Origin of the sequence: Bacteroides stercoris ATCC 43183 (assembly GCF_025147325.1) — a bacterium.
In the GTDB taxonomy this organism is placed as follows: domain Bacteria; phylum Bacteroidota; class Bacteroidia; order Bacteroidales; family Bacteroidaceae; genus Bacteroides; species Bacteroides stercoris.
In genome coordinates, this window is sequence record NZ_CP102262.1 from 2,266,367 (window position 1) to 2,279,049 (window position 12,683).

General features: G+C 40.2%; 14 protein-coding genes and 1 pseudogene. 2 read left to right on the top strand and 13 right to left on the bottom strand.

Going from position 1 to position 12,683, the window contains the following annotated elements:
* Window positions 1–44 precede the first annotated feature (44 nt).
* The 13 genes and pseudogenes from arsB to NQ565_RS09235 all read right to left on the bottom strand — a co-directional run bounded on the left by arsB (window position 45) and on the right by NQ565_RS09235 (window position 10,779).
* Window positions 45–1,091, bottom strand: coding sequence for an ACR3 family arsenite efflux transporter (gene arsB, locus NQ565_RS09175; RefSeq protein ID WP_005655265.1), 1,047 nt, complete (start codon window positions 1,089–1,091; stop codon window positions 45–47).
* Between the two features lie 12 nt (window positions 1,092–1,103).
* Window positions 1,104–1,532: an arsenate reductase ArsC gene (locus tag NQ565_RS09180; protein ID WP_040315777.1), complete on the bottom strand. Its 429-nt coding sequence runs from the start codon at window positions 1,530–1,532 to the stop codon at window positions 1,104–1,106.
* Between the two features lie 4 nt (window positions 1,533–1,536).
* Window positions 1,537–3,249, bottom strand: a complete 1,713-nt coding sequence (arsA, locus tag NQ565_RS09185; RefSeq protein WP_005655268.1) for an arsenical pump-driving ATPase — start codon at window positions 3,247–3,249, stop codon at window positions 1,537–1,539.
* Window positions 3,250–3,274: 25 nt separating this feature from the next.
* The gene (arsD, locus tag NQ565_RS09190) at window positions 3,275–3,601 is read right to left on the bottom strand and encodes an arsenite efflux transporter metallochaperone ArsD (RefSeq protein WP_005655270.1); all 327 of its coding nucleotides are present in this window, start codon (window positions 3,599–3,601) and stop codon (window positions 3,275–3,277) included.
* A 29-nt stretch (window positions 3,602–3,630) separates the two neighbouring features.
* Window positions 3,631–4,338, bottom strand: a complete 708-nt coding sequence (locus tag NQ565_RS09195) for an aromatic aminobenezylarsenical efflux permease ArsG family transporter (RefSeq protein WP_005655271.1) — start codon at window positions 4,336–4,338, stop codon at window positions 3,631–3,633.
* Between the two features lies 1 nt (window position 4,339).
* On the bottom strand, window positions 4,340–4,783 hold the full coding sequence (locus NQ565_RS09200) for a nitrophenyl compound nitroreductase subunit ArsF family protein (RefSeq protein WP_005655272.1): 444 nt from the start codon (window positions 4,781–4,783) through the stop codon (window positions 4,340–4,342).
* Between the two features lie 9 nt (window positions 4,784–4,792).
* Window positions 4,793–5,026, bottom strand: a complete 234-nt coding sequence (locus NQ565_RS09205; RefSeq protein WP_005800948.1) for a thioredoxin family protein — start codon at window positions 5,024–5,026, stop codon at window positions 4,793–4,795.
* A gap of 77 nt (window positions 5,027–5,103) precedes the next feature.
* The gene (locus tag NQ565_RS09210) at window positions 5,104–5,430 is read right to left on the bottom strand and encodes an ArsR/SmtB family transcription factor (RefSeq protein ID WP_005800946.1); all 327 of its coding nucleotides are present in this window, start codon (window positions 5,428–5,430) and stop codon (window positions 5,104–5,106) included.
* Window positions 5,431–6,521: 1,091 nt separating this feature from the next.
* The gene (locus NQ565_RS09215; RefSeq protein ID WP_445291860.1) at window positions 6,522–7,490 is read right to left on the bottom strand and encodes an ISAon1 family transposase; all 969 of its coding nucleotides are present in this window, start codon (window positions 7,488–7,490) and stop codon (window positions 6,522–6,524) included.
* 10 nt (window positions 7,491–7,500) lie between these two features.
* Complete coding sequence (locus NQ565_RS09220; RefSeq protein WP_005653519.1) at window positions 7,501–7,842, bottom strand: ISAon1 family transposase N-terminal region protein; 342 nt, start codon at window positions 7,840–7,842, stop codon at window positions 7,501–7,503.
* A 121-nt stretch (window positions 7,843–7,963) separates the two neighbouring features.
* Window positions 7,964–8,932, bottom strand: a pseudogene (locus NQ565_RS09225) (ISAon1 family transposase).
* Between the two features lie 10 nt (window positions 8,933–8,942).
* Entirely contained in the window at window positions 8,943–9,284 is a 342-nt protein-coding gene (locus NQ565_RS09230; protein WP_005653530.1) for an ISAon1 family transposase N-terminal region protein, read from the bottom strand.
* A gap of 355 nt (window positions 9,285–9,639) precedes the next feature.
* On the bottom strand, window positions 9,640–10,779 hold the full coding sequence (locus tag NQ565_RS09235; protein WP_005653528.1) for an IS110 family RNA-guided transposase: 1,140 nt from the start codon (window positions 10,777–10,779) through the stop codon (window positions 9,640–9,642).
* A gap of 163 nt (window positions 10,780–10,942) precedes the next feature.
* Between NQ565_RS09235 and NQ565_RS09240 the strand changes: the two genes are divergently transcribed.
* Window positions 10,943–11,284, top strand: a complete 342-nt coding sequence (locus NQ565_RS09240) for an ISAon1 family transposase N-terminal region protein (protein ID WP_005653527.1) — start codon at window positions 10,943–10,945, stop codon at window positions 11,282–11,284.
* Window positions 11,285–11,294: 10 nt separating this feature from the next.
* Complete coding sequence (locus NQ565_RS09245; RefSeq protein WP_458692665.1) at window positions 11,295–12,263, top strand: ISAon1 family transposase; 969 nt, start codon at window positions 11,295–11,297, stop codon at window positions 12,261–12,263.
* The last annotated feature ends 420 nt before the right edge of the window (window positions 12,264–12,683 follow it).

Here is a 12,683-nt window from a genome sequence, read left to right on the forward strand (position 1 = left end):
AAGCCTTTTTACGATAAAGTTAGATTAGGACTTTTGCCCTATTATTATTTTGTAGCCGGAAACCAGCTTCGTGTGTTATTGGCAATCCTTACTAACATCAACATCACCGGAACTTCGACCAGCACGCCCACCACCGTAGCCAATGCAGCCCCGGATTGTAAACCAAAAAGAGAAATAGCCACAGCAACCGCCAATTCAAAAAAATTACTTGCCCCAATCATTCCGGCAGGTGCGGCAACATCATGGGGTAATTTCCACCCTTTCGCCCAACCGTAAGCAACGAAGAATATCAGAACCGTTTGCAACACAAGCGGAACTGCAATCAATAAGATATGCAGGGGATTGTTCAGTATCGTTTCTCCCTGAAATGAAAACAGGATAATAAGCGTTAATAGCAACCCACCTACCGTATAATTATTAAATTTCTTAATAAATACGTTATTGAAATATTCCACACCTTTGCGGCGGATAACCATTATTCGGGTAATGACCCCGGCAGCAAGTGGTATCACAACAAACAGCCCTACGGATAGCAACAGAGTGTCCCACGGGATAGATACGCCGCCAACTCCCAGCAGGAAAGCAACGATAGGGGCAAACGCTACCAATATGATTAAATCGTTCACTGCCACCTGTACCAGCGTATAAGCGGCATCCCCTTTAGTAAGGTAACTCCACACGAACACCATAGCTGTACAAGGTGCAGCCCCCAATAATACCGCCCCGGCTAAATATTCTTCGGCTAATCCGGCAGGTATAAAGGCTTTGAAAACCACATAGAAGAACAAATAAGCTATTCCGAACATGGTAAATGGCTTTATCAGCCAATTTGTAACGCAAGTGACTATTATTCCTTTCGGACGCTTGCCGACATTCTTAACACTTTGAAAATCCACTTTTAGCATCATCGGATAAATCATTAACCAAATCAGGATTGCCACGGGTATAGACACGTTGGCATATTCAAATTTGCTTAATGTTTGCGGAATTGCCGGAAGCCATTGTCCCACAGCAATTCCAATAATGATGCACAAGGCAACCCAGATAGTCAGGTATTTTTCAAAAAATCCAATTCCTTGTTTCTTTTCCATAACAACAACTATTTAGCTTAATTGTGGTCTTAATTCTTTCAGGTAGAAGTCATAGAAACGGGATTTTATCTCATCCCGTACCCGATGAAATTCACTGTTTATAAACTCCGGCGTTTCGGTTGCTTCCGAGGGGTCGTCAAATCCTATATGCAGCCTATTTCTTACTTCACCCGTAAACATCGGGCAGCTTTCGTTTGCCCCACCGCAGACCGTAATAACATAGTCCCATTCCTGCCCTATATATAGGTTTACACTTTTAGGGGTATGGTGGGCTAAATCTATACCCATTTCATCCATAACCTTTACCGCCATCGGATTAACCTTTTCAGCAGGTTTTGTTCCTGCTGAAAAGACATCCAGTTTATTGTCAAATGATTGTAGAAAGCCATGTGCCATTTGGCTGCGGCAGCTATTCCCTGTACAAAGAATTAAAATCTTCATGTTTTTAGTTATTTTTCCAAGCTATCAGGGCAGCATTTCCCTTTGACAATTCTTCTACTTTCTTAATCCAAACCAATTCATTTTGCGCCTTTGCCCGCAAGAAAGAATTTTCGGTGTCAGTTAATGACAAGCAAGCATTCACGACCCACCATTTATTATTAATCCCGGCACGTTGTAAATCCATTTGCAAACGTTCGGCTTCAAATACGGGTGTTGCTTCGGGCAGGGTCACAATAACGACTTCTGTTTCCTGCTGGTTTCTCAAACGTGGTAACAGCTTTCTTACCGAAGCGGGAGTGTCGCCATGTGTACGTTGTACTTCTTTATGGTAACTTTCCGTTGCATCCAGCAATAACAAAGTGTGTCCGGTAGGTGCGGTGTCAATTACTACGACTTCATTTTCTGCTTTATCGACAATTTCAGCGAAAGCCCGGAATACTGCAATTTCCTGCGTACACGGTGAACGTAAATCTTCCTCTATATATTCCATATCTTCGGCAGTCATTGTTTCCGCAGCTTTACTGCGAACCTCGTTTTTATAGGCTTCCAACACTTCCGCTTCATCAATCCGGCTTACCGTAATGCCAGCCTGAACAGCAAGGTTATAATTCAGATGGTTTGCCGGGTCAGTGGTGGTAAGATGCACTTTTGCACCCAGTTTTGTTAATTTCAGGGCTATTTCAGTGGCTAAAGTGGTTTTTCCCACGCCGCCTTTTCCCATAGTAAAAACAACCCTTTTTCCTGATTGATAGAGGTCGTTTACCAGTTCATCTATCCCTTTGGCATCGGTAATCCGCTGATAGTTCGCATCATTTGTTAAATTATCATTGTAAAGCATCCGGCGGATATTCGTAATATTAGATAAATTGTATGACCGTAAAGGAACATAATAAGACGGATATTCCAGCAGTTCCGCAGGGGTCTGTTTCAGGGCATTTTGCTGCCTGTCATATATCTGTTTCGATACGCTGTCGGCTTCATCTAATTGTAGCAAAAGCCCGTTGATTACCAATAGCTGGTTTTTAATTCCCAGTAATTGCAATTCATGTGAAGAACGAGCAGCTTCTTTTAGTGGTGCGATTTCGGGACGGCTAACCAACACTAAGCGGGTTGCATTTGCATCCGAAAGTGTTTCAACTGCCTGCTTATAGATACCTTTCCGTTCTTCCAAACCGGATAATTGACCTAAGCAAGATGCACCGTGCGTACTCTCACTAATAAATGTACTCCATGCTGATGGCAGTTGTAACATTCGCAACGTGTGTCCCGTGGGGGCTGTATCAAAGATAATATGGTCGTATTCTTTTGCTTTATCGGCATCCGTGATAAAATCGGAAAACTGGTTGAAAGCCGCAATTTCTACCGTACAAGAGCCTGAAAGTTGTTCTTCCATATTCTGAATTACACTTTCGGGCAGTTGTCCCCGGAAAGGAGCGATAACGCTTTCCCTGTATTCGGCTGCGGCTTGTTCCGGGTCGAGATTAACGACCGTCAAGCCGGGTACTTCTTGAATATCCGTGCCGTGTCCGTTCAGTGTTTGATTAAACACATCTTGCAGGTTTGAAGCTGGGTCTGTACTGATAAGAAGTATTTTCTTTCCATTATCTGCCAAGCCTACCGCAGTAGCACAAGCAATCGAAGTTTTCCCTACACCGCCCTTTCCAGTGAAGAAAAGGTATTTCGTCAAATCTATATCTGATAAATTAAATGTTTTCATTTTTATATAATTAGCTGGTGAATACTCATTTTACTGGCATAAAATCCAAATTGATACCCGTCCATTCACTCATTTGTTTGGTGGTAGGATAGGTTTTTGAAACAGCGATTTCGCCGTCCACTAAAGTAATAGGCAGTGCATCCGCCCCATGTTTTTGCAGATGCTCGTTTACTGTTTTATTACTTACATACACTTGCGGTTCGTCACGTAAATTGTGACGGGTAACGATGATACCCTGTTTCTTCAATGTTTCAATAACAACCGCAATACGCATTAATTCAGGGTCAATATTTGTTCCACAAAGACCCGTAGGGCAACACATTGCCGGGTCGAAAATTTCTATCTTTTTCATACTGTTTTTATTTAAAATGATACTCTATGTTATAGATAAAAGACTACTGCATAATAAATTCCTACCGCAATAAAGAGGATGGCAACTATTTTACGAAACCATTTCTCGAATATTTGCATCCGGTTATAAAACTTACCCAGTCCGGCAACACTGTACGCTAAAATCCATGCAACAAGGATTACGGGTAATCCCGTAGCAATAGCGTAAATTACAGGTAAGAGATACCCGCCCGTTTCTGCTGCTGACAAAGGCATAAGCATACCGAAATAAAATACTCCACTGGTAGGACAAAAAGCAAGGGCGAATAAAATACCCAATAGCATAGCCCCCCAACCGCCTTTCGTCCTCTTTTTCAAACTTTCACCGCCGATATTGATTTTCGGCAGATTGAGTTTTATTATATCGAGCATAAATATTCCAATGATGATTAACGCCGGAGCAATCAGCATTTCCCCGTACTTGCTTACGACTTTTTGAACCATAAACATGCTTGCCCCCTCACGGAGAATAGGGATAAGGATAAAGCCAAGAACCGTATAGCTTACTATTCTGCCGAATGTATAAAGCAATCCGTTTATAAATATCCGGTGATGGTTTTCTATGTCCTTACTAATAAATCCTATTGCCGTTATGTTGGTCGCTAACGGACACGGGCTAACCGCCGTTAAAATCCCCAATATAAAAGCTGTAATAGCAGGAATAGAACTGTTATCTAATAGCGATTGAAGAAAATCCATCTTACAACTGTTTTAACAATTCGTCAATCTTGCTTTTAATTCCCTCTTTAAACTTGTCCGGTGCATTTTTCGCATTGGAAAAACTAAACTCGGTCATGTTGTTTACATTCTCTTTACCGTCTTTCCAGCCGTTCACAAACAAAGACGACCATGTAACTTCGTACTTGTCTGCAATCGCTTCATTTTCTTTCTTTGAAATGTCTATCACTTTATAGATAATTTTACCGTCCGCTTTTTCTTTTGAATAAAGGCTATCCAAAAGGGCTACTGTATTTGCTTCTATCGCCCGGCAAGTGATACACCGTTGCGCTCCATGAAAATAAAGAACCTCTATGCGGTTAGACTGTATTTCTTCCGCTTGGTTTTCTCCGGTCTTTTTCTTTGAACCATTACCACAGGAAACTAAGACCAGCGTTGCAATCAGTAGATAAAATAATTTTCTCATAGTTCACTTTTATTTGGTTATCAACTCTTTCACTTCTGCAAGGGATAACTTTTTCCCGGCTGATACGACTTTCTCGTCAATCACCAAAGCCGGAAGCCCTAAAATGTTATACTCCATGATTTTCAATAAATCTTCCTCTTTGATAAGGGTTGCATCGCAACCTAATTCTGAAATAGCTTGTTTGGTGGTTTCGTACAAGGCTTTACAGCTTGAACACCCAGTTCCTAATACTTTAATTTCCATTGTCATTCTACTTTAAAGTTAATATAATAATCGTAGTTCGTAGAACTACGAACAATTATCCCAAAAAAAAGGTACTGCTATTCACAGCACGATGTACCTTTACATTTACAGTCCCCTAAAAAAGCTGCAAACAATTTTCGGGCAAGTTCCCAGTTCTCCCGATTTATACAATACCGGACTTTTGGTGTTTCTATTTCACCCTGAATTAAGCCAGCTTCTTTCAGTTCTTTCAAATGCTGCGAAACGGTTGCTTTAGCGATAGGCAGTTCTTCGTGAATATCACCGAAGAAGCAACTATCTTGTTTCGCCAAGAAAGCAAGAATAGCCATCCGTGCCGGATGCCCCATTGCTTTGGCAAAACGAGCAATCTGTTCCTGCTCTGTTGTGTACTGTTTCTCTTTCACTTCAATTCTCCTTTCTTCTTTGTTGTTCGCAAAACTACGAACAATATTTTGAATAGCCAAATAATACGGCATATTTTTTCGGATAGGTGCAAGGTGCAAGTATATATCTATATATATAGCTTGCACCTTGCACCTAAGCTGAAACATTTATATACAGAGATTTGCGTAATTAAAAAATGTGTTGTATCTTTGAACCCGTGAGATAGGCAGACAAACAGCGGACAAAGCCGGACAAATAACCCTGCAAAAATCGTTACTGTTTCGTTACCTATTTGAAATTTTGGAAAATAAAAAGCTGATTTATAGGCGGTTAGATGTTTGGGTTCAATACCCTGTCTCTCCGCTGGAAAGAATTGCAAAACAAAGAAAATTCCTGTAAACTAACAATTTACGGCGATTTTTTATTTTGGTACATAGCAAAAATAAGCATATCAAAGCATTCTTTCGGTGTACTATTCGGTGTACCTGATCGCTTTTAATACTATGTACACCTATTGGGTAATGTAATCATACAGAACAAAATGTAGATGCCTAACGTAAGATATACTATCTTTCTTTTTCGATAAAAGTAGTGACAATAAAGTTGTCATAACTATAATAGTTATCGTACATATACTCATATATCTCCATCATTATGGGTTAAGATAGGGATACTGTTAAATGTTATCATGCTTTGCTAATGTCTTTTTTCTCTGTAATAGATGTGAAATGCCTATTGCTAAAAGCAAATAAAAAACAAGAACTTGGTTCGCCAACCATACAAAAATGAAATTATCAATGTCGGGGGGGAAGATATGCATCATTAGGCGAATATTTAACCCCATCCCAATATTCTTTTAATTCTTCTATTTTAAAATAGTAGGTGTAAGACCATATGTTAAAACATAATAAAATGATGGTTGAAATTACTCTCAAGGTTATTTTATGCAAAACAATATCCCAAATTACAAATAATAACAGTGCAATTATCAACAAGAATGCTTGTAAAAAAGGAGTGAAATTCATGCCTCCATTTGTATCTACTATACATATAGTCCATCTTAAAATACCTATTATTATGGATCAACGTAACAATCTGAGGGATTTTATATTTAAGCATATAATTTAGCAAGTCTATATAAGAAAAAAGCTCTATCTCTTACTCCTCTGAACTGTGCTCTAAATGCTTTGATTTTAGCATTGAATGACTCTGCTGCGGCATTGGTTGCCCTCCTTTCAAAGAAATTGATTATATCCAGATAATGTGTTTGTATAGAACGTGCGACCCTTCCAAAGGTGAGGAACCCTGATTTATCTACTTCATCATACCACCTTGCCAGCCTTGTCAAAGCAATATCCTTAAACTTACACTGATGATAGATTAAGCCTAACCGCATAGACAGATAATATCCTTTCTTTATATCGGGATATTCCTTGAAAAGAATTTCAGCCCGTATTCTTTGAGACTGAGTCCATAAGGATTCCTTCTTGTAAAGCAGATAAATACTTCTCGCTAACAACTGCTTTCTTGTATCTCCATTAGCGAAAACAGGTGCATGATACATCTTTCCACAGGCCTTTGCATAAGCAAGCTGAGTGGACTCTTCATCCAAAGCCTCCCAGCGAGCTTTTACACGCATCTCCTGCACAGCTTCATAAGCTAACTTCTGTACGTGAAAGCGATCGGTAACACGTTTGGCCGCAGGAAAGCAGATGCGTGCAATCTGCTCCATGTTAGGAGCCATATCCAAGGTTATCTCGCGCACTTGGTAACGGCGGCGACGGGAGAGCTTAAGCAGGACAGAAGTGACCGTATGAACGTCCGTACCTTTAATGATGGCAATCATACTACCTTTACCACCGTGAGCTTCTTTATTGGTCAGTACAGTATAGAGTTCCCCACGCGAGAGGGCTACCTCATCAATACAGATATAAGCACCGATATTCTTTTCGAATAGTAGCCAATCCTCTGCATGAACAAGTTGGTCCCAATGGAGATAACCACTTAGATGGTTACGGTATTGACGCTCCAATAAATCCCCGTCAACTCCATATAAAACACCTAAGAGCTTGCAACTGATCGGATAGTTATCAATACAGTTCTTTTAAAAAAGACGCAAAATCCTGCGTCATACGAGTACCTTCAGCCACCATACGCCAGTTACGAGAGATATACTCATTATGCTTCTTTAAGAGCCAGCGACGACGACGAATATTAAGGAAGACCTTCTTGCCACGAAGAGGAAAATCCTGAACAATAACAGGAGCATAAAAGCCTTTACTCTCAGTATCCTGATCTGTATACTTCTCAGGAACGATATTTTTCTCCTCAAGGTAGATCACAACTTCATTTACGCTTTCCTTCACATCAACAAGATCAAAGTAATCTAAAGTGCCTTCAGGAAGAAGAAGGCAATAACCGTTTAATTCCATAAGCTATGAATTTGGAGACAAAGATAACAATTTATAAATTTACCCCTCAGGTTTTTACATTGACCCGGGTTCAGTTCGAAAAAAATTTTGGGTCAACGTAACAATCTGAGGGATTTTATATTTAAGCATATAATTTAGCAAGTCTATATAAGAAAAAAGCTCTATCTCTTACTCCTCTGAACTGTGCTCTAAATGCTTTGATTTTAGCATTGAATGACTCTGCTGCGGCATTGGTTGCCCTCCTTTCAAAGAAATTGATTATATCCAGATAATGTGTTTGTATAGAACGTGAGACCCTTCAAAAGGTGAGGAACCCCGATTTATCTACTTCATCATACCACCTTGCCAGCCTTGTCAAAGCAATATCCTTAAACTTACACTGATGATAGATTAAGCCTAACCGCATAGACAGATAATATCCTTTCTTTATATCGGGATATTCCTTGAAAAGAATTTCAGCCCGTATTCTTTGAGACTGAGTCCATAAGGATTCCTTCTTGTAAAGCAGATAAATACTTCTTGCTAACAACTGCTTTCTTGTATCTCCATTAGCGAAAACAGGTGCATGATACATCTTTCCACAGGCCTTTGCATAAGCAAGCTGAGTGGACTCTTCATCCAAAGCCTCCCAGCGAGCTTTTACACGCATCTCCTGCACAGCTTCATAAGCTAACTTCTGTACGTGAAAGCGATCGGTAACACGTTTGGCCGCAGGAAAGCAGATGCGTGCAATCTGCTCCATGTTAGGAGCCATATCCAAGGTTATCTCGCGCACTTGGTAACGGCGGCGACGGGAGAGCTTAAGCAGGACAGAAGTGACCGTATGAACGTCCGTACCTTTAATGATGGCAATCATACTGCCTTTACCACCGTGAGCTTCTTTATTGGTCAGTACAGTATAGAGTTCCCCACGCGAGAGGGATACCTCATCAATACAGATATAAGCACCGATATTCTTTTCGAATAGTAGCCAATCCTCTGCATGAACAAGTTGGTCCCAATGGAGATAACCACTTAGATGGTTACGGTATTGACGCTCCAATAAATCCCCGTCAACTCCATATAAAACACCTAAGAGCTTGCAACTGATCGGATAGTTATCAATACAGTTCTTTTAAAAAAGACGCAAAATCCTGCGTCATACGAGTACCTTCAGCCACCATACGCCAGTTACGGGAGATATACTCATTATGCTTCTTTAAGAGCCAGCGACGACGACGAATATTAAGGAAGACCTTCTTGCCACGGAGAGGAAAATCCTGAACAATAACAGGAGCATAAACGCCTTTACTCTCAGTATCCTGAGCTGTATACTTCTCAGGAACGATATTTTTCTCCTCAAGGTAGAACACAACTTCATTTACACTTTCCTTCACATCAACAAGATCAAAGTAGTCTAAAGTGCCTTCAGGAAGAAGAAGGCGATAACCGTTTAATTCCATAAGCTATGAATTTGGAGACAAAGATAACAATTTATAAATTTACTCCTCAGGTTTTTACATTAACCCAGGATGGGGCAATGTAAAAACCTGAGGAGTAAATTTATAAATTGTTATCTTTCCTCTAAAAAACAAATAAGACCACCTCCCTCTCTTTCGGCTTGGCAGAGGTATCATTCTTTTTGGCATGTGTTGTTATGGGAGACTACTCTGTTTAGTCTCCTGTTTTATATTACTTTCCTCTTCGAACTCGAAGTTCAGACTGGCTTTCAATTCTTTATTGATTTCTCAGACAGTTTGCAAAACGGAGTTTACTCTACCACAAAGATACGGTCCTTTTCATCAATAAAGTTTAAGTTTATGCTGCTTGTATTCTTCTTTTATATTCTGGATTGAAAGCCTCTTTTTTTGATAACATATTCCAAATCAGAACAAGTAACTTCCTTGCAACTGCAATTAGTGCTTTTTGTTTGCTTTTTCCTCGTGCCAATAATCGTTGATACATTTTCATGAACCTACTGTCTTTTGTTCTAGCCGCACTCCAGGCTGCTTCCACCAATATTTTACGAAGGTATTTATTCCCATGGGTGATTTTTCGGGATTTAATTCTTCCTGCACTCTGGTCATTACGCGGTTTAAGGCCTGCCCAACCTACAATTGCGGATGCGGTTAGGAACATCTTCATATCCACTCCGATTTCAGCAATGATATTGGCAGCACTCTCTTCCTTTATACCCGGAAGAGTTTGAAGCAATTCCAATTCTTCGCAATAATGCGCTTCGCAAATAGCCTGCATCTTGGCTTTATTTTCACTTTTGTGTTGTTCCATCTGCATACGTTCGTCACGATACTGACGGAGTATATCACGGTCCGTATCAGATACAAAACCATTGAGAGAATCTTCGACAACCTGTCGCCCGTGCTTGTTCAAGGTACGTTTATGAATTAAAGTTACCAATACTTTCGGATTACTCTCTCCCGATATAATGGCGTTGACAACCTTTTGATAACCTTTACAGGAGATGCAGGAGACATAGTTGCTAATACGGATATTACAGCGTTGAAGAATCATATCCATACGTTGTTCCGCATGAACGATGTTTTTGGAGAGTTCATGATTGCGACGCTCATATTGGCGCAAACATTGAATCATACGATCCGGAACGTAACTACCACGAATCAAACCTTTCTGCAGAACTGTAGCTATCCACTCAGCATCCTTGACGTCACTTTTACGACCGGGAAGCTGTTTGATGAAATAAGGATTGACAAGTTTCAGACTAAAGTCAACAGACAAAATATTCCAAATTGGAATCCAATAGATACTTGTACTCTCAAGAGCAACTTCACAAACATGATGAGAAACAAGCAAATCACGTAACTTATCCAGCTCAGGAGTCAATACACCAAAAACAGATTCGATTTTTGAACCGTTTTCATACAAGATACACATATAAATGCTATCTTTGTGAACATCAAGACCACATACTCGTCTCATAATAAGCCAATTTATAGGTTAATAACTGGAGACCTAAGGATAACAAAAAATTGTGTACCAAGAGTACGAATAAGGCGAAAGAGAGGGAGGTGGTCTTGTTTTTATTGGACTGGCATAAAAATCCAAGGTTCTTTATGTAAGTTTGTCTCCAAATTCATAGCTTATGGAATTAAACGGTTATCGCCTTCTTCTTCCTGAAGGCACTTTAGACTACTTTGATCTTGTTGATGTGAAGGAAAGCGTACATGAAGTTGTGATCTACCTTGAGGAGAAAAATATCGTTCCTGAGAAGTATACAGATCAGGATACTGAGAGTAAAGGCTTTTATGATCCTGTTATTGTTCAGGATTTTCCTCTCCGTGGCAAGAAGGTCTTCCTTAATATTCGTCGTCGTCGCTGGCTCTTAAAGAAGCATAATGAGTATATCTCTCGCAACTGGCGTATGGTGGCTGAAGGTACTCGTATGACGCAGGGTTTTGCGTCTTTTTTAAAAGAACTATATTGATAGCTATCCGATCAGTTGCAAGCTCTTAGGTGTTTTATATGGAGTTGACGGGGATTTATTGGAGCGTCAATACCGTAACCATCTAAGTGGTTATCTCCATTGGGACCAACTTGTTCATGCAGAGGATTGGCTACTATTCGAAAAGAATATCGGTGCTTATATCTGTATTGATGAGGTAGCCCTCTCGCGTGGAGAACTCTATACTGTACTGACCAATAAAGAAGCTCACGGTGGTAAAGGTAGTATGATTGCCATCATTAAAGGTACGGACGTTCATACGGTCACTTCTGTCCTGCTTAAGCTCTCCCGTCGCCGCCGTTACCAAGTGCGCGAGATAACCTTGGATATGGCTCCTAACATGGAGCAGATTGCACGCATCTGCTTTCCTGCGGCCAAACGTGTTACCGATCGCTTTCACGTACAGAAGTTAGCTTATGAAGCTGTGCAGGAGATGCGTGTAAAAGCTCGCTGGGAGGCTTTGGATGAAGAGTCCACTCAGCTTGCTTATGCAAAGGCCTGTGGAAAGATGTATCATGCACCTGTTTTCGCTAATGGAGATACAAGAAAGCAGTTGTTAGCAAGAAGTATTTATCTGCTTTACAAGAAGGAATCCTTATGGACTCAGTCTCAAAGAATACGGGCTGAAATTCTTTTCAAGGAATATCCCGATATAAAGAAAGGATATTATCTGTCTATGCGGTTAGGCTTAATCTATCATCAGTGTAAGTTTAAGGATATTGCTTTGACAAGGCTGGCAAGGTGGTATGATGAAGTAGATAAATCAGGGTTCCTCACCTTTGGAAGGGTCGCACGTTCTATACAAACACATTATCTGGATATAATCAATTTCTTTGAAAGGAGGGCAACCAATGCCGCAGCAGAGTCATTCAATGCTAAAATCAAAGCATTTAGAGCACAGTTTAGGGGAGTCGGAGATATGCCATTCTTTATTTTTAGATTATATAAATTAACAGTCTGAAATTAACATACTTACAGATTTTTTTCAGACTAACCCCAAAAAGTCCCGCAAATCTCAACGACCTACGGGACCCCAGAATAAACAGAACTTAGAATACTCTTTAGTATCCCTTCAATAAGTTGCAAACAGCAGAATAGAATCACTCAAAACAGACTTTCCACACCGATTAGGAACCAACACTTATGATTCCATTCCCGCACTCTTTACAATAGACTTGCATATTGATAACCCCAAACCAGTCCCCTGTGCAAAAGAGCCGGGCTCTTCAAATCAGTCAAAGAACGTAGAAAATTGTTCTCGTGCATTTCATATACTGCGTCAGTAGCACTCAAATTCAACTCCTGTTTATTATTGCATAAAATATATCCATACATTACTTTGGCGTATATTATATGGCATCAGCCAACAAAATATATACGT